Source organism: Kribbella sp. NPDC051936, from assembly GCF_040680955.1.
GTDB lineage: Bacteria > Actinomycetota > Actinomycetes > Propionibacteriales > Kribbellaceae > Kribbella.
This window is the reverse complement of sequence record NZ_JBFAXS010000006.1, coordinates 583109-604449: the sequence shown is the minus strand read 5'-3', so window position 1 is coordinate 604449 and position 21341 is coordinate 583109. Positions and strand designations below refer to the sequence as shown.

Below are 21341 nucleotides of genomic sequence, written 5' to 3'. Positions count from 1 at the left end.
TGTCAACCAAAGTTGCTCGAATCGACGGGTTGACGACGCCTCAGCGCCTGACTATATTCAACGCATCAGTTGATCAAGGGAATGGTTGATAAAGATGATGGTTGACGACGATCAGCTCGACCGGGCGTTCGCGGCACTGGCCGACCCGGTCCGACGGGCGATGATCGCGCGGCTGTCGCGCGGACCGGCCACGGTGAACGAGCTGGCCGACCCGTTCCCGATCACCAAGCAGGCGGTGTCGCGGCACATCCAGGTGCTCGAGGCCGCCGGGCTGATCACCCGGACCCGGGACGGCCAGCGCCGCCCGTGCCACCTGGTGCCGGCCGCCCTCGAAGCACTGACGAGCTGGATCGACGAGTACCGGCTCGAGACCGAACGCCGCTTCCGCCGGATGGAAGCATTACTGGACAAGGAGCAGTAACCATGAACGGCACCACGATCAACACCCCGGCCGGCACCCCGTTCGTCGAGGTCACCCGCGAGTTCGCCGCGACGCCGGCGCAGCTGTTCCGGGTGATGTCCGACCGCGACCTGGTCGCCCAGTGGCTCGGCCCGCGCAACCTCGACGCGACCATCGAGGAGTACGACGTCCGCACCGGCGGCAAGTACCGCTACATCCACAAGGACCAGTCCGGCGAGTACGCGTTCCGCGGCGTCTTCCACACCGTCGAGCCGGACAAGCTGGTCATCCAGACGTTCGAGTGGGAGGGCGCGCCGGGCGAGGTGTGCATCGAGAAGATGACGCTGGAGCCCACCGAGAAGGGCGTCCGGCTGCACCAGCGGTCGGTGTTCCCGTCGGTCGAGGCCCGCGACCAGTCGATCGAGTACGGCATGGCCAACGGCATCGAGGACTCGATGGACCGCCTGGCCGAGCTGGTTGCGAAGGAGGGCTGACATGAGCCAGGTCGTCGTCGACATCTCGGTGTCGCTGGACGGCTACGTCACCGGGCCCAACGCCGGCGTCGGCAACGGGCTCGGCGACGGCGGCGAGGCCCTGCACGACTGGGTCTTTCACGGCACCGACGCGGACCGCGCCGTCCTCGACGCCGCCTTCGACGCGAGCGGAGCGGTCGTCCAGGGCCGGAACCTCTTCGACGTCATCGACGCCCCGGACGGGTGGAGCGACGAGATGGGGTACGGCGCGAAGCCGACCGGCGAGGTCAACCCGCCGGTCTTCGTGGTCACCCACACGCCGCCGGCCAATCCCCGGCTGGGCGACCGGTTCCGTTTCGTCGGCAGTCCGGCCGCGGCGGTCGCCCAGGGCAAGGAGGTTGCCGGCGGCAAGGATGTGTACGTGATGGGCGGCGGGCAGATCTGCCACGAGGTGCTCGCGGAAGGGCTGGCCGACGTACTGCGGTTGCACCTGGCGCCTGTCGTGCTCGGTGGCGGGACCCGGCTGTTCCCTGTCGAGAACGCACCGGCGTACGCGCTGGAGTTGATCGAGGCCGTGTCGACGCCGGCCGCGCAGCACCTCACGTACCGGGTGGTGAGGTAATGGGCAGCGTCATCGCTACGGCGGTCGTCTCGCTGGACGGTTTCGTCGCGGACACCGAGGACGCGGTCGGGCCGCTGTTCGACTGGTACAACAACGGGCCTGTCGAGGTGTACGGGACGGACCCCGGACGACCCTTCCACCTCAGCCAGGCGAGTGCCGACTACATCAACTCCACCTGGCCGAACGTACGGTCCTGCGTGATCGGGCGGCGGCTGTTCGACATCACCAACGGCTGGGACGGCGTGCCCTCGGTGGGTGACCACGTCTTCGTCGTCACCCACCAGCCGCCGGCCGAATGGCCGTTCCCCGACGCCCCGTTCACGTTCGTCAACGGCATCGAGGAGGCGATAGCCCGCGCCAAGGAACACGCCGGCGACCACGACGTAGCAGTCACTGGCGGAAACCTCACCGGCCAGGCCCTGGCGGCCGGGCTCGTCGACGAGATCGCCTACAACGTCGTCCCGGTCGTCTTCGGCACCGGCATCAAGTTCTTCGGCGACTACGTGGGCCCGCAAATCCTGCTGGACAACCCTCGCGTGGTCCAAGGCGACCGCGTCACCCACCTCCACTACCGCGTCGCCCGGTAGAAGGGTTACCGCCGGAGTTGAGGGTGGTCGGCGATGACGGTGCGGGAGCCAGGGGCGATCTCGGTGAAGCCGGCGTCCTGCACCACCGGGAGGTTGCTGGTGAGCAGCGTTCGCCAGTGCTCCGGGGTCGCCGTACGAACGGCGAGCTCGAAGTCGGTTGCCACCCACTCCTTCCGCGCCTGCGCCGGCAACGCCCACCAAGCGAGCTGAGCAGCATGGCCGACCTGCGCCATCGCCTTCCCACTCGACATCTCCAACGCCGGATTCACCCACAGCACGGGCACGCCGGCCGCGACCGGCGGCAGCTCACCGGAGTCCTCGAAGTCGGTACCAGTCACCTGAAGCTTGAACAGGTCAACCGGCACCTCGTCCACCCCGGTCGGCGGAAACACCCGAACCTCGGCCGCCGCGGACTCGGGCTCGGCGCCGGTGCCGTACCCATGGACGGTGATCCCCGGCAGCGCCTCGGCCCGGCGCCACTCGATCCCGCGGGCACGCTTGGTGATCTTGCGGATGCGGTTGTCCTGCCAGGCCGCCATCGCCTCCGCCCACTCCCCCTCGCCGTACGACCGCTCGTCGGCCAGCATCGCGAGCACCGCCCGCGCCGCCGTCTCCAGCGCATCGGTCTGCGCCGGCCGGGCCTTCTTCTCGACGCGCACCACGAGCGTCAGCACCTGTTCCACGCCGCGAGTCTGCCAGGGCTGTAGGTTGGCCCCATGCAGCAGTACCTGGATCTGTTGAGGCACGTGCTGGAGAACGGGACCGCGAAGGGGGACCGGACCGGGACGGGCACGTTGAGTGTGTTCGGGTACCAGTCGCGGTACGACCTCCGCCAGGGCTTCCCCGCGGTGACCACGAAGAAGCTGCATCTGCGGTCCGTCATCGGAGAGCTGATCTGGTTCCTGAGCGGCTCGACCAACATCAAGTGGCTGCACGAGAACAACATCTCGATCTGGGACGAGTGGGCCGACGAGAACGGTGAGCTCGGCCCGGTGTACGGCTACCAGTGGCGTTCCTGGCCGACGCCGGACGGGCGGCACGTCGACCAGATCGCGAAGCTGATCGAGTCGATCAAGAAGAACCCGGACTCCCGCCGGCACATCGTCAGCGCGTGGAACGTGGCCGACGTGGACGACATGGCGTTGCCGCCGTGTCACACCATGTTCCAGTTCTACGTCGCGGACGGCCGGCTGTCCTGCCAGCTGTACCAGCGGTCGGCCGACATCTTCCTGGGCGTGCCGTTCAACATCGCGTCGTACGCGCTGCTCACCCACATGGTCGCGCAGCAGACCGGTCTCGAGGCCGGCGACTTCGTGCACACGCTGGGCGACGCCCACCTGTACCTGAACCACCTCGACCAGGCCCGCCTGCAGCTCACCCGCGAGCCGCGGCCGCTGCCGACCCTGAAGCTCAACCGCCGGGACTCGATCGACGGCTACGAGATCGCCGACGTCGAACTGGTCGGCTACGACCCGCATCCTGGCATCAAGGCCCCGATCGCCGTATGACGATCATCCTGATCGCGGCCGTCGGACGGAACGGTGTGATCGGCCGGGACAACGACCTGCCCTGGCGGATCCGCGAAGACCTGCAGCGGTTCAAGCAGCTCACTCTCGGTCACACCCTCGTCATGGGCCGCAAGACCTACGATTCGATCGGCCGCCCGCTTCCGGGCCGCCGTACCGTCGTCGTCACCCGGCAACACGACTGGTCCGCCAACGGCGTCGACGTCGTCCATTCCCTCGACGACGCCCTGAAGTACGACGGCACCCTGTACGTCGCCGGCGGCGGCGAGATCTACCGCCAGGCCCTCCCGCACGCCGACGCCCTCGAACTCACCGAGGTCGACCAGTCACCCGACGGCGACGTCACGTTCCCGGAGATCGCTCAGGCCGACTGGAGCGAGACCGCCCGCGCGACGCACGACGGCTTCTCCTTCGTTGGTTACCGCCGCAGCTAACAACGAGTAGGCAACGGGCCGCCCGCGGGGACCCGGAACCGACTAGATTGGGCGCGCGTCACGGAGGAGAAAGCGCGCGGCGAGGGGACGCCTCGCGGAGGCCACCGGAGGGGAACGACGATGACCGAAGCAGACAACGCAGCAGGTGGAGGCGCCACGGGTGCGCAGCCCGCAGCGCAGGCGGCGATGCCGCTGCAGCCGCCGACCGCGACCGCGCCGGGGTTGATACTGACCGCCCCGCCGCCGTCACAGCCTGTTGCGGCCACTGCGGCGCCGAGCATGGCGCCGGCTGTCGACCCGGCCGCGTTGCCGGGGCTGGACAGCAAGGTGGACACGTTCCTGACCGCGTTGATGGCGGCCGAGCCGCGGTCGCCGGAGTTCGCGGCGAAGGCCGGCGACGTGCGCAGCATGGGTGACGTCGACATCCGCGCCGCGGCCGAGAGCTCGAACCGGCTGCTGCAGTCGCCGGTCCGGGCGCTGCAGGAGGGCGGCCTGTCGGAGGGGTCGACGGTCGGCAAGACCCTGCTCGAGCTGCGCCGTACGGTCGAGGAGCTGGACCCGAAGGAAGCCACCGGGGTGAAGAAGTTCCTCGGGATGATCCCGTTCGGGGACAAGATCGAGGACTACTTCCGCAAGTACCAGACCGCGCAGAGTCACCTCGAGGGCATCCTGCACAGCCTGCGCAACGGCCAGGACGAGCTCGGCAAGGACAACGCCGCGCTGAACCTGGAGAAGCAGCAGCTCTGGGACGCGATGACCCGGCTGAACCAGTACGTGTACGTCGCCGAGCGCCTCGACGCGCGGCTGTCCGCGGCGATCGCGGAGCTGGAGGCGACCAACCCGGACAAGGCGAAGGCGTTCCGCGAGGACGTGCTGTTCTACGTCCGGCAGAAACACCAGGACCTGCTCACTCAGCTCGCCGTGTCGATCCAGAACTACCTGGCGATCGACATCGTGATCAAGAACAACATCGAGCTGATCAAGGGCGTCGACCGGGCGTCCACGACCACCGTGTCGGCGCTGCGTACGGCGGTCATCGTCGCGCAGGCGCTCGGCAACCAGAAACTCGTGCTCGACCAGATCACCGCGCTGAACACCACCACCAGCGGCATGATCGAGCGCACCTCGCAGATGCTGAAGGACAACTCGGTGGCGATCCAGCAGCAGGCCGCGTCGGCGACCATCGGGCTGCCGCAGCTGCAGGCCGCGTTCGCGAACATCTACGCGACCATGGACGCGATCGACACCTTCAAGGTGGAGGCCCTGGACAACATGGCCGCGACGATCGGCACGCTGGAGACCGAGGTGACCAAGTCCCGTTCGTACCTGGACCGGGTCGCCCAGCAGAACCAGCAGGTCGTGCACGGCAGCCTCGACCTCAACCTCGGTCGCTGAGTCACTGGAAAGCAACAGGAAGTAAGGGGGTACGGCGTTGGCTCTGGGTGACTTCTTCGCGCGGCTGACCGGTCGCAAGGAGGAGCCCGAGCCTGCGCCGGTTCCCGGGCCGCCGACGAACGACGACCTGCTGGCGGCGCTGGTCCGGGTCGAGCAGCTGGTCGCGGGCGGCGCCGTACCGGCTGTGGTGGCGTCCCGCGTCGCACGGGTGGTGCGCGTCGTCCGGGAGACGATCCCGCGGCTCGGCAACCTGGGCGGCAGCGTGCAGGCGTACTCGGTGATGGCGACCGCGACGGACTACCTGCCGGAGGCGATCGGCGGGTACCTGCGGCTGCCGCGGCAGTGGGCCGACACCCGCCCGGTGGACCGCGGCAAGACGTCGCTGATGATCCTGATCGACCAGTTGGACCTCTTGGCCGCGACGATGGACAAGGTCTTCGACGCGGTGAACCGCGCCGACGCGGCGGCCCTGATCGCCCACGGCAGGTTCCTGCAGGAGAAGTTCGGCACCGGCTCCACCGGCGGCGGACTGGCCCTCGGACCGACCGCGTCGACCCCGCCACCCGATCCCGGGGCGGGACCGTTGGCACCACCACCTGGACGAGGAGGGTCATGAGCGGCGCGGGGGGACTTCAGGAGGCGCTGTCCGCGCTCCTCACCGTGGCGGGCCGGGCCGGCGTCGCCGAAGACACCGCCCGCAGCGAGGCGCTGACGCTCGCCGCGGCCCTGGCCGAGTCGGCGCCGGGCGCTTCTGCGGATTGGGCCAAGGCGGTCCCGGGCGGAACGACGCAGGACTTCTTCGACGCCGCCGTTCGCGGCCGTCGCTGGCGGGGCGCTCCCACCGCCGTACTCACCGAGCTGATCGCTAGCGGTTCGTCCGAGAAGTCGGCGTACGCCGAGGCGCTCGCGGAGGTGGCCTCCGCTGCCTGCACGTTGGGTGAACCGACGATGCGGGTCGTGGGCAATGCGTCGGTCGCGGCTGCTGCACAACTGCAGGCGGCGGGCGCGCGGCCGCTACAGGTCGGACATGGACCTGTGCAGGTGCCGCCGACCGCGGACGCACCAGCTGCCGCAGCCGGCACGACCGAGGCGGCCGCGGCGGCTCCGAAGGCGGCGGAGGACGTTGCTCCGGTGAAGACGGTCGAGGAGCTGCTGGCGGAGCTCGACGAGCTGACCGGGCTGGCCCGGGTCAAGCAGGAGGTGCACCGGCAGGTCGCCGTACTGCGGGTCGAGAAGCTGCGAACCGAGGCGGGGCTGAAGAGTCCGACGATCACGCGGCACCTGGTCTTCGTGGGGAATCCAGGGACCGGGAAGACGACCGTCGCGCGGCTGGTGAGCGGGATCTACAAGGCACTCGGCCTGCTGTCGAAGGGGCAGCTGGTCGAGGTCGACCGGTCCGAGCTCGTCGCCGGGTACCTCGGGCAGACCGCGACGAAGACGGCCGAGGTGGTCGCCTCGGCCGCCGGCGGCGTGCTGTTCATCGACGAGGCGTACAGCCTGACCGCCGGTGACCTGGGCGCCGACCAGTACGGGCGGGAAGCTGTCGACACGCTCGTGAAGGAGATGGAGGACCGGCGCGACGACCTGGTCGTGATCGTTGCCGGGTACCCCGAACCGATGGAAGTGTTCATCGCCGCGAACCCCGGGCTGGCGAGCCGGTTCCGGACCACCATCGAGTTCGAGAACTACAGCGACGACGAGCTCACCGACATCCTCACCGGGCTCGCCGAGGCCGCCGACTACGAGCTGGTGCCGGAGGCGGTCGACGAGTTCCACGAGATCCTCGCGGTCACCCCACGAGACAGCTCCTTCGGCAACGGGCGCTTCGCCCGCAACATCCTGGAAGCCGCCATCGGCCGCCAGGCCTGGCGCCTCCGGGACGTCAAGGCACCGACCAGGGACGAGCTGCGTCAGATCATTGCCGCCGACCTGACCGACGAGGCAGAGCAGCCAGAACAGCCGGCACCGGCGGACGAGCCGCAGCAGGGCAAGCCGGCACAGGGTAAGGCTGCGCAGGGTGAGGCCGGGCAGGCTGAGGCTGCGGAGGCCGGGCCGGGTACGCCGGCCGAGGGTTTGCAGACGGAGCAGAGCGAACGAGGAGAACAGGCGTGACCCAGACGCAGAGTGCGCCGCCCCCGAGTGTGGCGGCGGCCCCGCCGCAGGGTGCGGCCGGGCAGGCGCCGAACGCCCAGAGCGCCGGTCCACGCGGCGCGGTCGCGCAGTGGTTCGAAGGTACGCCGGGCCGGATGCGCGCGTTCCTGATCCTCGCCGCCGCGATGAGCGTGGTGTTCGGGCTCGCAGCAGCGCAGGGATTCAGCCAGTCCGACGGCTCCCTCGAGCGCGCGCAGGCGAACACCGCCCAGCTCGTCCGCATCCAGGCGATCCACACCAACCTGGTCAGCGCGAACGCCGACGCGACCAACGCGTTCCTGGTCGGTGGACTCGAGCCGCCCGAACAGCGGGCGCACTTCGTCAACTCGATGGCCGCGGCCGCCGGGCTGATCGCCGACGCCGCGAGCGCACAGCCCGCGGACCGCGAGGTACTCGGCGCGCTGAACAAGACGCTGATCACCTACGAGGGCCTGATCGAACAGGCCCGCGCCAACAACCGCCAGGGCCTCCCGATCGGCTCGCAGTACCTGAAGGACGCGAACTCGGTACTCCAGGACGACTCGCTCCCGCTGGTCAAGGCGCTGGTCGAGGCGAACGAGAAGCGCGTCGACACCGAGTTCGACGGCATCAGCAAGGGCACCATCTGGATCCTCGTCGGCGGCCTCCTCAGCCTGGTGGTCTTCGTGATCACCCTGCGCTGGCTGGCGCGCCGTACGCACCGCTACCTCAACCTCCCGATCGCGGCCGGCGCCGCCCTCGTCCTGCTGACCACGGTCATCGGCGGCGTCTCCCTCGCGAGCGCCTCCGGTGCCGCGAAGGACACCCGCAACTCCGAGTACGAACGCACACTCGCGCTCTCCCGAGCCCGCATCGCCGCGTACGACGCCCGCTCCAACGAAAGCCTCACCCTCATCGCCCGCGGCTCCGGCGACGCCTTCGACAAGGCGTACAACACCGCCGCCGCGGAGGTCGACAACCAGCTGGGCAAGTCGTCCGGCACCACCGACGGCCTCCAGCAGGCCTGGGCCGAGTACAAGCAGGTGCACAGCAAGGTCCGCGAGGCCGACTCCAGCGGCAACTGGGACGGCGCAGTCGTGATGGCCGTCGGCGGCGAGAAGGCCGGCACCAACGACTCGGCGCAGACGTTCGCCGCCTTCGACGCTTCCTCGTCGCAACAACTGACCGCGAGCAGCGACGCCGTCGCCGGCGACCTGACCGACGCCCGCGACGGCCTGCCTCCCATCGGGTGGCTCGGGATACCGATCGGTATCGTCGCCGCGCTGCTGGTCGCCTGGGGCATGTCGCAGCGCCTGGAGGACTACCGATGAAGAAACTGATCCCGATCGCCGCCACCACCGCCCTACTCCTCACCGCCTGCGGCACCGGCAACTACGCCGCCACCCAGCTTCCGGTGAAAGAGACACCGCCGGCCACCTCGACGACACCCAAGCCCCCCAGGCCGTGCGCGGACGGCCTGAACGCGCTGGCGTCGTACGCACCGAACGCCGAGACCCCGGCACCGGGTGGCGTGATGCCTGCCGGCTCCTGGATGGCGGAGATCAAGAAGCGGGGCCGGTTGATCGCCGGGGTCTCCGCGGACAGCTTCAACCTGGGCTATCGCGACCCGATCAGCGGCAAGATCCAGGGTTTCGACATCGACATGATCCAGGCTGTTGCCGAAGGCATCTTCCCCGATGCCACGACGAACCCGAGCCGGGTCGAGCTGCGCGTGATCTCCAGCCCGGCGCGGATCCCGTCGCTGCGCGACACCAAGAACCCGGTCGACATCGTCGCCCGCAACATGACCATCAACTGCGATCGCTGGAACGACATCGCGTTCTCCGCGGAGTACTACCGCTCCGGTCAGAAGACGCTGGTACAGAGTGACTCGACGGCGAAGACGACCGACGACCTGTCCGGCCAGACGATCTGTGCACCGGCCGGTTCGACCAGCCTGGAGAATCTCAAGAAGAAGAATCCGGCCGTCAAGCCGATCACCGCCAATACCGACACCGGTTGTCTGGTCCTTTTCCAGCAGGGCAAGGCGCAGGGCATCAGCGGGGACGACACCGTCCTGGCCGGCGACGTCGCCCAGGATCCGTACGCCAAGGTCCTTCCGGAGCGGTTCAGCGATGAGCCGTACGGGCTGGGCATCGCGCTGACGCACCCGGAGTTCGTCAGGTTCGTGAACGTCGTCTTGCAGCAGATGAAGGACGACGGTCGGTGGAAGACGTCATACGACAGGTGGTTCAAAGCAGCGCTTGGTGAGGCACCTAAGCCGCCGGTCGCTCTGTACGGCCGTGTTCCGGTGCACCAATGACCGTTCGTACGCCGATCGTGTCGGCGCCTGTGCCGCCGGGGAAGATGGGGAGCGGTGTTCCGGCGGCGGAGTTGCTTGTCTTCTTGGGGGCGCTCGGGGAGTGGCGGGATCGGCGGAAGGCTGAGCTGGACGAGCTGGATCAGGCTGCCTTGCACTCCGCCGAGGCCGATGCGCTGAGTGCGGATGTGGTGCTCAGCATGACGGTCTGGAAGGCGGTCTCGGATCGATACGAGTTGATTCTGGTGACCTGGGACTCGGGGCGGGTCGGGGTCAAGGAGACCGAGCAGATCTCGGCGCTGATCTGGGGCGGGCTGGATGCCGGCGGTGCGGGCGGGTCGCTGGCGGTTTCGTTGCCTGAGGCCTGCAAGCTGTCGGACGCGCTGGCGGCGACGCTGCGCGCCAAGCTCGCGCTCGAGCCGGGCGACGCCGACCTGGCGGCCCGGCTGCGGCAGTTGCGCGCGCAGGTCGAGCGGATCAGCGACCTGGTCAAGCTGGAGCCGGCCAACACCCGCAACGACGCGCTCGCGAAGCACCACGACCTGGACCGGCGGCTCACGGATCTTGCCGACCGCAACAAGCGCGGCGCGGACATCGGCGGGCTGATCGGCCCGTTCGAGATGGACGCCGCGAAGGTCGAACGCGACCTGATCGTCGGCGCCGCCACCCGCAAGGAGCGCGCCGCCGACGTCGCGCGGGCCCGCACGCTCCGCGGTGAGCTCGAGGCGCAGGGTACGGCGGTCCGCGCGCTCGCGGACAAGGCGGTCGCGACGGTCAGTCCCGCCCCGCGCCTCGCCGTACCCGACGTGACCGCACTCGGACCGGTGCCGAACACCCCGGCCGAGCTGGAGAAGTACCTGACCCGGCTGGACGCCGTCCGGCGGGCGCTCGGCCAGGCACAGGCGGCGTACGGCGGCGCGCTGCAACGCCGCGACGAGCTGGCCCAACTGCTGGACGCGTATCAGGTGAAGGCGGCAAGTGTTGCTCCGGGCAACGAAGATCTCGGCGAGCTGTACCGGCGCGGCCGAGCGGCGATCGAGAACGAGCCGGTCGACCTGCCTCGCCTCGCTGCACTGGTAGCGGCCTACCAGGCCTACCTGGAAGGAACGAAATGACGACCTGCACCCAGCCGGGCTGCACCGGCTCCATCGTGGACGGGTACTGCGACGTCTGCGGCTCCCCCGCCGCGCCGAGCAAGGCAGCGAGCGCACCCGCCGCGGCCCCCGCGACCGGCAAGTGCACCGAGCCCGGCTGCACCGGCACCTACGTCGACGGCTACTGCGACGTGTGCGGCTCGCCCGCGCCGGACGGCGGTACGGCGGCCGACCCGGATCCGATCAGCACGGTGTCGACCGTCTCGCGCGCTTCCAACCGCCTGGCCTCGACGCCGCTCGGCTCGGCGCGGGCGGCGCAGGCCGGTTCCAAGCTGACCCGCAAGCTCGGCACGTCGTCCACCCGGCTGCGCGGGGCGCGGCTCGGCGCCGGACTGACGCACGTCCCGTCGATCCCGGCGATCGACGCGAGCAAGGCGATCCTGGCCAACCCGATGGTCCCGGAGGACCGCCGGAACTGCCCGAACTGCGGCAACCCGGTCGGCCGCTCCCGCAACGGGCAGCCGGGCCGCACCGAGGGCTTCTGCCCGAAGTGCCGCAACCGGTTCTCGTTCTCGCCGAAGCTGCAGCCGGGCGAGCTGGTCAACGACCAGTACGAGGTGGCCGGCTGTCTGGCGCACGGCGGTTTCGGCTGGATCTACCTCGCCCGGGACAAGAACGTCTCGGACCGCTGGGTCGTGCTCAAGGGCCTGCTGAACTCCGAGGACCCGGACGCGGTGGCGGCGGCGATCGCCGAGCAGACGTTCCTGGCCCGGGTCGAGCACCCGCTGATCGTCGAGATCTACAACTTCGTCACCCACGACGGAGCCGGCTACATCGTGATGGAGTACGTCGGCGGCACCTCGCTGAAGACCCTGCTCAAGCAGCGGATGGCCGCCAACAACGGCCAGTACGACGCGCTGCCGATCGACCAGGCGATCGCGTACCTGCTGGAGATCCTGCCGGCGTTCTCGTACCTGCACGACCTCGGCCTGGTGTACTGCGACTTCAAGCCGGACAACATCATCCAGGTCGGTGACGCGGTCAAGCTGATCGACCTCGGCGGTGTCCGGCGGATCGACGACCTGGACTCGGCGATCTACGGCACGGTCGGCTTCCAGGCACCCGAGGTGGCCGAGGTCGGCCCGTCGATCGCCTCCGACATCTACACGCTCGGCCGGACGCTGTGCGTGCTGGCGATGGAGTTCCGCGGCTACCAGAGCCGGTACGTCGACACGCTGCCGCCGGTCAGCGACGTACCGCTGTTCCAGAAGTACGACTCGGTGTATCGCCTGCTGGCCAAGGCGTGTGCGAAGGACCCGGCGGACCGCTTCCAGTCCGCGGACGAATTCCGCGTGCAGCTGCTCGGCGTACTGCGTGAGGTGGTGGCCGACAAGCAGGGCGTCAAGGCCGCGCAGCACTCGGCCTCGTCGCTCCTGTTCGGTACGCCGGGCGACAAGTCGGTCGGACTGGGCGACGCAGCACAGCCCTGGCAGCAGCTGCCGTCGCTGGCGCCGGACGACAGCGACAAGATGGCGGGCTGGCTGAAGACGGTCAGTGTGCCGGACTCGGCCAAGCGGCTCGAGCTGCTCATCGACGCGCCGGAGCAGTCGCCGCAGACGCTGCTGGAGATCGCAGAAGCGGCGCTGGAGGTCGGGCCGGACCGCTACGACATGGTCGACACCGCGGTGGCCGACCTGCTCAACGCCGACCCGTGGGAGTGGCGAGCGGTCTGGATGGCCGGACTGGTCGCACTGGCCCGTGGTGACTCCGCCGGCGCTCAGTCCGCGTTCAACGCCGTGTACGGCCAGGTGCCGGGTGAGCTGGCGCCGAAGCTGGCCCTGGCAATCGCCTGTGAGCACAGCGGCGAGTTCGACGTTGCCGAGGGCCTCTACCTGACCTGTGCACGCACCGACGCCAACTACATCGCCCCGTCCGCGTTCGGTCTGACCGACATCCGGACCTCGCGCGGTGACGTGGACGGCGCGCTCGCCGCGCTCGATCTGGTGCCCCGCACCAGCGGCGCGTACGTGCGGGCTCGTCGCCAGCGAGCCGGTCTGCTGGCAGGATCGGGGCGTGGCCTTCCCGCGCTCGCCCAGGCGATGGACAGCATCGCGACGCTGACCATCGACCCGGTCGACCGGGCCAACCTGGCCGCGGACGTGTTCCGGACGGCGCTGACCGAGGTCCAGCAGTCCGGTCCACAGGAAGCGCTCCGGATCGACGGCCGCGCGGCGACCGAGTCTTCCCTGCGGGACGGCCTCGAGGCGACGTACCGGTTTCTGGCCGACCAGGCCCCGACCCGGACGGAACGAATCGTCCTGGTCGACTGGGCGAACGAGGTTCGAGGATGGACGTTGCGATGACGAGTTCGACCGACACGGTCTGCCCCAACTGCGGCGGGCCGGTGGCCGAGGCCGACCTGTTCTGCGAAGCCTGCGGCACCGAGCTGAAGCCGGGGGCCGCTGCTCCGACCTCCCCGGCGCTGGACACCGACACCGAGCCGACAGTGGAGATCACCGCCGCCGTCGTGGAGGCGGTGGGTCCTTGCAGGTCGTGCGGCGGCACCATCGGCGCGGACGGCTACTGCGAGACGTGCGGCACCAAGGCCGCCAAGCCGCGGGACCACTTCGAGGAGCAGCCCGCTCCGTGGGTGGCCGGGGTGTGCGACCGCGGTATCCGGCACAGCCGCAACGAGGACGCGATGGCCATCGCAGCGGACGCGGAGCCGGGCAGCCGGGCGCTGCTGGTGGTCTGCGACGGCGTCAGCTCGTCGCTCGACTCCGATGTCGCCTCGCTCGCGGCCGCTCGGGCGGCGCGTGACGTGCTGGAGGCCGGCCACGCGCAGGGCCTCGGCACCGAGACCTCCCGGGCCGGCGCGGTCGCGGCCCGGCTGAAGGCGGCGGCCGACGTGGCGAGTGACGCCGTACTCGACAACACCAGTCCGGACAGCCCGAACCCGGCGTCCTGCACGTTCGTGGCCGCCGTCCTGGAGAACGGGCTGCTCGTGGCGGGCAACGTCGGCGACAGCCGGGCGTACTGGTTCCCGGACACGGCCGAGCCGATCGCGCTGACCGTTGACGACTCGTGGGCGGCCGAGCTGATCGCCACCGGGGTGTCGCGCGAGGAGGCCGAGTCCGGCCCGCACGCGCACGCGATCACCCGCTGGCTCGGCAAGGACGCGCCGGACCACACGCCGCGGACCACGACGCTGCACGTGACCGGGCCGGGCTGGCTGCTGGTGTGCTCGGACGGCCTGTGGAACTACTGTTCCGAGGCGGCACCGCTGGCCGACCTCGTACGTCAGACAGCTGCGGACCACGGAGGCGAGCCGAAGGCCACCGCGTCCGCCCTGGTTGACTGGGCCAACGCCCAGGGCGGCCAGGACAACATCACCGTCGCGCTCGCGCGTCTCTGACCGGCGCGGACCTAAGGAGAGGACCGAGATGGCCGACTTCACCGCCACCGTTTACCAGAACGAGTTCCTGCCCGACGGCGGGACCGACGTGCACGCCATCGTCACGGTGAACTGCACCGGTGCCGGCGCCGCGGGACAGTCCGGCAGCGGCGACGCGGGTGAGATCATCATCGTCGACACCTCCGGCTCGATGGGCCGCGACGGTGTCCAGGCCGCCGCGTACGCCGCGCAGACCGCGCTCGACCAGATCCTCGACGGCGTCTGGTTCGCGGTGATCTCCGGCAACGACCGCGCGCAGCTGGCGTTCCCGCCGTCCGCGGAGCCGGTGATGGTCAAGATGGACCCGTACACCCGGCAGGCCGCCAAGGACGCCGTGTCCCGGTTCTACGCCGACGGCGGGACCGCGATGGGCACCTGGCTGCGGCTGGCCTCGCGGGTGTTCGCCACCGTGCCGTCGCTGTCGCAGAAGCACGCGCTCCTGCTGACCGACGGCGAGAACCAGCACGAGACCCCGGAGGCGCTGACCCAGGCGATCACGTCGGTCACCGGCCAGTTCCAGTGCGACGCCCGCGGCGTCGGGGTGGCCTGGCAGGTCGACGAGGTACGGCGGATCGCGCAGGCGCTGCTCGGCACCGTCGACATCATCCCGGCGCCGGACCAGCTGGCCGCCGAGTTCGCCAAGATCATCCAGAACGCGATGAGCCGCGGTGTCGCGCAGGCCGATCTGCGGGTCTGGGCGCCGCAGGGCGCCGAGGTGCTGTTCGTCCGGCAGGTCGCGCCGACGGTCGAGGACCTGACGTCGCGCCGTACGGCGGTGAACCCGCTGACCGGGTCGTACCCGACCGGCTCGTGGGGCGACGAGTCCCGCGACTACCACGTGGCGATCCGGCTGGCCGCGAAGGCGGTCGGGCAGGAGCAGCTCGCCGCGCGCGTGCAACTGGTGCTCGGCGACGACACGGTCGCCCAGGGCCTGGTGAAGGCGCTGTGGTCCGCGGACGAGGCGCTCACCACCCGGATCAGCCCGGAGGTCGCGCACTACACCGGACAGACCGAGCTGGCGCAGGCGATCCAGGACGGCCTGGCCGCCAAGGCCGCGGGTGACACCGCGACCGCGACCACCAAGCTCGGCCGGGCCGTGCAGCTCGCCGCGGCGACCGGCAATGAGGAAGCGACCACTCGGTTGCGCAAGGTTGTGGATATCGATGACCAGGAAACGGGTACGGTGCGGCTCAAGCGCACGGTCGAGAAGGCCGACGAGATGGCGCTCGACACAGCCTCCACCAAGACCACCCGGGTGCGGAAATGACCGTGAACTGTCCGAGCGGACACCCTTCCACGTCGACCGACTACTGCGACGTCTGCGGCCTGCCGATCGGCGCCGCCGCGACTCCGGCAGCGGCCGGCACCCCGGCTCCGGCCGTCGCGGCGCCCGGCCCGGCTGCTACGCCGGCTCCGGCACCGGCGGGCCAGACCTGCCCGAACTGCTCCGAGCCGGCCGCAGCCGACGCGCTGTTCTGTGAGAGCTGCGGTTACGACTTCACCACCGGGACGATGCCGCGGCCGGCGTCCTCGCTCGACCTGGGCCCGGACCCGGCGAGTCCGCCGCCCCCGCCGGCGCCCGCCGCGGTGGCCGAGTGGGTCGTCGAGCGTTGGGTCGACCCCGACTGGTACGCCGTACAGCAGAGCGACGACCCGTGTCCGTCACCAGGTCTGCCGGCCGTGATCCCGCTGACCGACAAGAGCCTGCTGATCGGCCGGCCGTCCAAGAGCCGCGGCATCTCACCTGAGATCGACTGCGGCGACGACACCGGCGTCAGCCGCCGACAGGCGCAGCTGACCACGGACGGCCAGCGCTGGTGGGTCGAGGACCTGCAGTCCTCCAACGGCACGTACGTCGCTTCCGCGGCCGGGCCGCTCCCGGAGACGCCGATCATCCCGGGCCAGCGCCAGGAGCTGAACCCGGACGACCGCATCTACGTCGGCGCCTGGACCCGCCTCGTGGTCCGCAAGGCGACGCCGGAGGAGCAGGCCGGCCAGGCCTAGCTGGTGTGGCCGGGCTGGGCCTGCTGGGTCCAGCTCGGCGCCGGGTTGAAGCACAGCCACTCGATCACCGGCGAGCCGATCACGATCGGGATCAGCCACGCCCACCACTGGTGCGGCAGCGAGACCACCGCGATCGCCGTCCACAGTGCAACCCAGCCGCCGCCGTACCCGCGCAGCACGCCGCGGTACCAGAGTCCGCCGGGCGCCTCGGCCGCGCGCTGGCCGACGTACACGAACAGGTACGACGCGATCGTGATCGGCCAGAAGTACCAGAGCCGCGCCCAGTCGTACGGCACCATCACCAGCGCGGTCAGGCAGACCAGTGCGATCGCCCAGTGGTACACCTCGCCGGCCCAGTTCAGCCCGCGGCGGCGCAGTGTGAACACGATCGCCAACGGGCCGAACAGGACGGCAACAACCCCCGCCAGGACATGCAGGATCAACGCGATGTCACGCATCGGCTCCCCCGGAGCTCTCTGACATGTCAGGGAGCATAGGGATCCGGGCGTGGCGCGTCAGTACCTCAAGCCGGACAGGGCCTAGTTCTCCGGGAACGACAGCACGCGGCGGACCGCGAAGTTCCGGTATCCCTGGCGATCGAAGCTCTTCGCCATCGGGATGTTGCCGAAGTCCGTGTCGGCCCGGATCTGCTCGGCGCCGGTCTCCGCGAGAAGGTGCGTGATCTCGGCCAGCAGGTCGTCGCTCAGTCCCTTGCCGCGATGCTCGGGGACGACGCCGAGGTACCCGACGACCGGCCCGCCCGCGTTCGCCGTCGGCAGCGCGAAGCCGACCAGGTCACCGTCGCCGTCGAACGCCAGCCGCCACAGGTCCCGGTCGCCCGGCATCGACTTGTACATCGCGACCTCTTCCCGGGCCGCGCCCTCGGCGCCCAGCCGCGCGATCTCCCGCGCGGTCGCGGCGTCCAGGCTGCCCTGGCTGACGCGCACGAACACGTCGACGAACGCCTCGTCGTCGGCCGGCCCGAACGTGAGCCGGGTGGAGCGCTCCGGCAGGCCGTACGCCGGCTTCCACTCGTACCGCAGCCGGTCGGTGACGTTGCTCATGCCGACCGCCGCGGCCGCACGGGCCCGCGTCTCCAGCGCCGCGACGACGTCCGGCTGGTCCTGCCAGTCGCTGTCCAGGAAGAAGTGGTACTCCGGCGGCTCGGCGTCGGCCGGGCGGGACGCGACGGCGTTCTTCAGCAGTTCGGTCCACACCGGGACCGGGTCGCCGTCGCCGGCGTAGTAGAGGCCGTCGATGCTGTACGGGTGGGTCTCGCCCGGGAGGCCCCACCAGATCGCCAGGGCCTGGATCGTGCCGTCCTCCTCGACGACCCAGTTCCAGTCGTGCTGGTAGTAGCCCGCGGCAACGTATTCGCGGTAGCGGTCGAGGGTGACGGTGTTGACGGACTGCTGCTCGATCAGAGCAAGGATGGTGTCGAGGTCGGCCTCGACGGTGGTGCGGATGGTCACAGATCCTCCAGCAGGAGGCGCGCTGTTCCGCTCAGTGCGAGCTGTGCGAGTGGATCGGGCGCGCCGGGAAACAAGTCAGTGTGTTCATCGGTCGCTCCTTCCACTCCGGAATCTCTCTCGCCGCGCCAGACTCTAGAGGTACGACGGGGTCATAGTCCACCTGTTATTCACAGCTGGGATGTACCGAGGCCGCTGCCCACGGGAAGCCTCCGGACATGAGAACCCTCATCGCCGCCGTGACCCTGGCAACCACCGTTGTCTTCGGCTCCACGGCCTACGCCGCCTCAGCCCCCGCTACCGCTGCCGTGTCCGTCGTCAGCTCGCCGGCCGCGATCGACACCTGTGCCTTGAGTTCGCTGCCGCCCGAGGCCTCGGACACCCTCGACCTGATCCACTCCGGCGGACCGTTCCCGTACGACCAGGACGGCACCGTCTTCTCGAACCGGGAGGGCATCCTGCCGTCGGAGTCGAGCGGCTACTACCACGAGTACACCGTGATCACGCCGGGCTCCCCCGACCGCGGTGCCCGCCGGCTGGTCGGCGGCGGCGCCAAGACCACGCCCGATTACGTCTACTACACCGCCGACCACTACTCCTCGTTCTGCGAGGTCGACGAGAACAGTTGAGCTGTCTGCGAGTAATGTCGTCGGCACTTTGAGTGATCAGGAGGGTCCTTCACCGATGCCGACTCTGCGTTTCACGACCGCCCTGTTGCTGACCGCCGCGCTGCTCGCCTTCGGTCCGCCCGAGTCCGGGCGGGCCGAAGCGACCGGTGATCCGCTGCGGCTGACCACCGGGTTCTACGTCGACCCGGCCTCGTCCGCGGCGGCCTACGTACGACGGCACCCGGAGGACACCGAGCTCGCGTCGAAGATCGCCGCGCAGGCGTCGGCGCGATGGGTCGGCGCGTGGAGCGGCGACGTGAAGGCGGGCGTCACGGCGTACACGACGGCCGCGGACAAGGCCGGAAAACTACCGGTGCTGGTGACGGACAACCTGCCGGGGCGCCAGTGCGGGATCGGCGGCGGGGCCGCGTCGGACGCGGCGTACCGGACGTGGATCGCGGCCGTGTCGGCCGGTGTCGGGGCACGGCCCGCGGTGGTGGTGCTCGAACCGGACGCGCTGGCGCGACTCGACTGCTACCCGCCGGCGGAGTGGGACGGGCGGATCGCCCTGCTGAAGTACGCCGTCGGGGTCTTCGCGGCGAAGAACCCGAACACCTGGACGTACCTCGACGCCGGGAACGGGACGTCCGGCGAGGCGAAGGAGATGGCCCGCCGGCTGCGGCTCGCGGATGTCGGCAAGATCCGCGGGTTCGCCCTGAACACCGCGAACTACTTCACCACCGACCAGTCGGTAGCCCGCGGCAACGAGATCCTGCAGGCGCTCGGCGGCGGCACGCACTACGTCGTCGACACCAGCCGCAACCTCAACGGCTCCGACGGCAGCTCCTGCAACCCGCCGTCCCGCAAACTCGGCACACCCCCGGCCCGCACCGCCGCCCCCGTAGACCTCCACCTCTGGCTCCGCACCCCCGGCGAATCCGACGGCCCCTGCGGCCTCACCCCGGACCTCCCCACCCGCACCTTCTCCCCCCAACTGGCCCACCACCTGATCACCGGCACCTGAAGGCTGAGACCAGAAATGGTGTCCTGGGACCTGAAATACCAGGTCCCAGGGCGCCGGTTCTGGTCTCAGGTCGCCGGGAACAGCAGGAGGTCCCGAGCGTGAGCCCGGGACCTCCTGGGGTACTGCGTGTGCAGTGCGGACTTCAGGGGATCAGAAGTCCATGCCGCCCATGTCGGGCGCGCCGCCCGGAGCGGCCGCGGCCTTCTCCGGCTTGTCGGCGATGACGGCCTCGGTGGTGAGGAACAGGGCCGCGATCGACGCCGCGTTCTGCAGCGCGGACCGGGTCACCTTGGCCGGGTCGATGATGCCGGTGGCGATCAGGTCGACGTACTCACCGGTCGCGGCGTTCAGACCGTGACCCGGCTCGAGGTTGCGGACCTTCTCCACCACGACGCCGCCCTCGAGGCCGGCGTTCACGGCGATCTGCTTCAGCGGCGCCTCGACGGCCTTGCGCACGATCTCCGCACCGGTCGCCTCGTCACCCTCGAGCTCCAGCTTCTCGAACGCGACCACGGACGCCTGCAGCAGCGCCACGCCGCCACCGGCGACGATGCCCTCCTCGACGGCCGCCTTCGCGTTGCGAACGGCGTCCTCGATGCGGTGCTTGCGCTCCTTCAGCTCGACCTCGGTGGCCGCGCCGACCTTGATCACCGCAACGCCGCCGGCCAGCTTGGCCAGCCGCTCCTGCAGCTTCTCGCGGTCGTAGTCGGAGTCCGACTTCTCGATCTCGGCGCGGATCTGGTTGACCCGGCCGGTGATCTGGTCGGCGTCGCCCGAGCCCTCGACGATGGTCGTCTCGTCCTTGGTGACGACGATCTTGCGGGCCTGGCCGAGCAGCTCCAGGTCGACGGTGTCGAGCTTGAGGCCGACCTCCTCGGAGATCACCTCGCCGCCGGTGAGGACGGCGATGTCGACGAGCATGGCCTTGCGGCGGTCACCGAAGCCCGGCGCCTTGACGGCGACGGCCTTGAAGGTGCCCTTGATCTTGTTGACGACCAGGGTGGCCAGGGCCTCGCCCTCGACGTCCTCGGCGATGATCGCCAGCGGCTTGCCGGTCTGCATGACCTTCTCCAGCACCGGGACCAGGTCCTTGATGCTGCCGATCTTGCTGTTCACGACCAGGATGTACGGGTCGTCGAGGACGGCCTCCATCCGGTCGGTGTCGGTCACGAAGTACGGCGAGATGTAGCCCTTGTCGAAGCGCATGCCCTCGGTGAGCTCGAGCTCGAGGCCGAAGGTGTTGCTCTCCTCGACGGTGATGACGCCTTCCTTGCCGACCTTGTCCATCGCCTCGGCGATGATCTGGCCGACCTGGGTGTCCGCGGCGGAGATCGACGCGGTCGAGGCGATCTGCTCCCGGGTCTCGACGTCCTTGGCCAGCGACAGCAGCTGCTCGCTGACGGCCTCGGTCGCCTTCTCGATGCCCTTCTTCAGGCCCATCGGGTTGGCGCCGGCGGCGACGTTGCGCAGCCCCTCGCGGACGAGAGCCTGGGCCAGCACGGTGGCGGTCGTCGTGCCGTCACCCGCGACGTCGTCGGTCTTCTTGGCAACTTCCTTGACGAGCTCGGCCCCGATCTTCTCGTACGGGTCCTCGAGCTCGATCTCCTTGGCGATGGAGACGCCGTCGTTGGTGATCGTGGGTGCGCCCCACTTCTTCTCCAGCACGACGTTGCGGCCCTTCGGGCCTAGCGTCACCTTGACCGCGTCGGCGAGGGTGTTCATTCCCCGCTCGAGGCCGCGGCGCGCCTCTTCATCGAACGAAATCAGCTTGGGCATTCTCCGCGAGTCCTCCCGCGTCGAGTTCTGTGGTCCAGCCGGCTCG

Annotated in this window: 22 protein-coding genes; 18 read left to right on the top strand and 4 right to left on the bottom strand. The window is 69.9% G+C overall.

Annotation, left to right across the window (positions count from 1 at the left end):
• Nucleotides 1-94 precede the first annotated feature (94 nt).
• The 4 genes from AB0L64_RS24105 to AB0L64_RS24090 are packed head-to-tail and all read left to right on the top strand — an operon-like array spanning nt 95 to nt 2082.
• The gene (locus AB0L64_RS24105; protein WP_355482873.1) at nt 95-421 is read left to right on the top strand and encodes a metalloregulator ArsR/SmtB family transcription factor; all 327 of its coding nucleotides are present in this window, start codon (nt 95-97) and stop codon (nt 419-421) included.
• 2 nt (nt 422-423) lie between these two features.
• Complete coding sequence (locus AB0L64_RS24100) at nt 424-894, top strand: SRPBCC domain-containing protein (RefSeq protein WP_363713346.1); 471 nt, start codon at nt 424-426, stop codon at nt 892-894.
• Between the two features lies 1 nt (nt 895).
• The gene (locus tag AB0L64_RS24095) at nt 896-1495 is read left to right on the top strand and encodes a dihydrofolate reductase family protein (RefSeq protein ID WP_363713344.1); all 600 of its coding nucleotides are present in this window, start codon (nt 896-898) and stop codon (nt 1493-1495) included.
• A complete protein-coding gene (locus AB0L64_RS24090; RefSeq protein WP_363713343.1) occupies nt 1495-2082 on the top strand; it encodes a dihydrofolate reductase family protein in 588 nt (195 codons plus the stop codon). Before AB0L64_RS24095 ends, AB0L64_RS24090 begins: the two co-directional genes overlap by 1 nt.
• A gap of 5 nt (nt 2083-2087) precedes the next feature.
• Here AB0L64_RS24090 and AB0L64_RS24085 read toward each other — a convergent pair whose 3' ends face one another.
• The gene (locus AB0L64_RS24085; RefSeq protein WP_363713341.1) at nt 2088-2765 is read right to left on the bottom strand and encodes a peptidyl-tRNA hydrolase; all 678 of its coding nucleotides are present in this window, start codon (nt 2763-2765) and stop codon (nt 2088-2090) included.
• 33 nt (nt 2766-2798) lie between these two features.
• On the opposite strand from AB0L64_RS24085, the gene AB0L64_RS24080 reads away from it, so the two are divergent.
• The 12 genes from AB0L64_RS24080 (at nt 2799) to AB0L64_RS24025 (ending at nt 16418) form a co-directional block, all read left to right on the top strand.
• Nucleotides 2799-3590, top strand: coding sequence for a thymidylate synthase (locus tag AB0L64_RS24080; protein WP_363713339.1), 792 nt, complete (start codon nt 2799-2801; stop codon nt 3588-3590).
• Entirely contained in the window at nt 3587-4042 is a 456-nt protein-coding gene (locus AB0L64_RS24075) for a dihydrofolate reductase (RefSeq protein ID WP_363713337.1), read from the top strand. The genes AB0L64_RS24080 and AB0L64_RS24075 overlap by 4 nt, the downstream gene beginning before the upstream one ends.
• A 120-nt stretch (nt 4043-4162) precedes the next feature.
• On the top strand, nt 4163-5437 hold the full coding sequence (locus tag AB0L64_RS24070) for a toxic anion resistance protein (RefSeq protein ID WP_363713335.1): 1275 nt from the start codon (nt 4163-4165) through the stop codon (nt 5435-5437).
• Between the two features lie 37 nt (nt 5438-5474).
• Nucleotides 5475-6053 (top strand): hypothetical protein, encoded by a 579-nt coding sequence (locus AB0L64_RS24065; protein ID WP_359927472.1) that lies wholly within the window; start codon nt 5475-5477, stop codon nt 6051-6053.
• The gene (locus tag AB0L64_RS24060) at nt 6050-7549 is read left to right on the top strand and encodes an AAA family ATPase (RefSeq protein ID WP_363713333.1); all 1500 of its coding nucleotides are present in this window, start codon (nt 6050-6052) and stop codon (nt 7547-7549) included. Before AB0L64_RS24065 ends, AB0L64_RS24060 begins: the two co-directional genes overlap by 4 nt.
• A complete protein-coding gene (locus AB0L64_RS24055; RefSeq protein WP_363713331.1) occupies nt 7546-8877 on the top strand; it encodes a hypothetical protein in 1332 nt (443 codons plus the stop codon). The genes AB0L64_RS24060 and AB0L64_RS24055 overlap by 4 nt, the downstream gene beginning before the upstream one ends.
• Nucleotides 8874-9869, top strand: coding sequence for a glutamate ABC transporter substrate-binding protein (locus tag AB0L64_RS24050; protein WP_363713330.1), 996 nt, complete (start codon nt 8874-8876; stop codon nt 9867-9869). The genes AB0L64_RS24055 and AB0L64_RS24050 overlap by 4 nt, the downstream gene beginning before the upstream one ends.
• Nucleotides 9866-10981 (top strand): hypothetical protein, encoded by a 1116-nt coding sequence (locus tag AB0L64_RS24045; RefSeq protein WP_363713328.1) that lies wholly within the window; start codon nt 9866-9868, stop codon nt 10979-10981. Before AB0L64_RS24050 ends, AB0L64_RS24045 begins: the two co-directional genes overlap by 4 nt.
• On the top strand, nt 10978-13323 hold the full coding sequence (locus AB0L64_RS24040) for a tetratricopeptide repeat protein (RefSeq protein WP_363713326.1): 2346 nt from the start codon (nt 10978-10980) through the stop codon (nt 13321-13323). Before AB0L64_RS24045 ends, AB0L64_RS24040 begins: the two co-directional genes overlap by 4 nt.
• Nucleotides 13320-14375 carry a PP2C family serine/threonine-protein phosphatase gene (locus tag AB0L64_RS24035; RefSeq protein ID WP_363713324.1) on the top strand — a complete coding sequence of 352 codons (1056 nt, stop codon included), beginning with the start codon at nt 13320-13322 and terminating at the stop codon, nt 14373-14375. Before AB0L64_RS24040 ends, AB0L64_RS24035 begins: the two co-directional genes overlap by 4 nt.
• 28 nt (nt 14376-14403) lie before the next feature.
• Nucleotides 14404-15681, top strand: coding sequence for a VWA domain-containing protein (locus AB0L64_RS24030; RefSeq protein WP_363713322.1), 1278 nt, complete (start codon nt 14404-14406; stop codon nt 15679-15681).
• Nucleotides 15678-16418: an FHA domain-containing protein gene (locus tag AB0L64_RS24025; protein WP_363713320.1), complete on the top strand. Its 741-nt coding sequence runs from the start codon at nt 15678-15680 to the stop codon at nt 16416-16418. The genes AB0L64_RS24030 and AB0L64_RS24025 overlap by 4 nt, the downstream gene beginning before the upstream one ends.
• Here the strand turns inward: AB0L64_RS24025 and AB0L64_RS24020 are convergent.
• Both AB0L64_RS24020 and AB0L64_RS24015 read right to left on the bottom strand, forming a co-directional pair.
• Nucleotides 16415-16876, bottom strand: coding sequence for a hypothetical protein (locus AB0L64_RS24020; RefSeq protein ID WP_363713318.1), 462 nt, complete (start codon nt 16874-16876; stop codon nt 16415-16417). The genes AB0L64_RS24025 and AB0L64_RS24020 overlap by 4 nt on opposite strands.
• 81 nt (nt 16877-16957) lie before the next feature.
• On the bottom strand, nt 16958-17890 hold the full coding sequence (locus tag AB0L64_RS24015) for a GNAT family N-acetyltransferase (RefSeq protein WP_363713316.1): 933 nt from the start codon (nt 17888-17890) through the stop codon (nt 16958-16960).
• A gap of 215 nt (nt 17891-18105) precedes the next feature.
• Between AB0L64_RS24015 and AB0L64_RS24010 the strand changes: the two genes are divergently transcribed.
• Both AB0L64_RS24010 and AB0L64_RS24005 read left to right on the top strand, forming a co-directional pair.
• Nucleotides 18106-18516, top strand: a complete 411-nt coding sequence (locus AB0L64_RS24010) for a ribonuclease domain-containing protein (protein ID WP_363713312.1) — start codon at nt 18106-18108, stop codon at nt 18514-18516.
• Between the two features lie 55 nt (nt 18517-18571).
• On the top strand, nt 18572-19519 hold the full coding sequence (locus AB0L64_RS24005) for a glycoside hydrolase family 6 protein (protein ID WP_363713310.1): 948 nt from the start codon (nt 18572-18574) through the stop codon (nt 19517-19519).
• A gap of 150 nt (nt 19520-19669) precedes the next feature.
• Here AB0L64_RS24005 and groL read toward each other — a convergent pair whose 3' ends face one another.
• Nucleotides 19670-21295 carry a chaperonin GroEL gene (groL, locus tag AB0L64_RS24000; protein WP_355699573.1) on the bottom strand — a complete coding sequence of 542 codons (1626 nt, stop codon included), beginning with the start codon at nt 21293-21295 and terminating at the stop codon, nt 19670-19672.
• Nucleotides 21296-21341 lie beyond the last annotated feature (46 nt).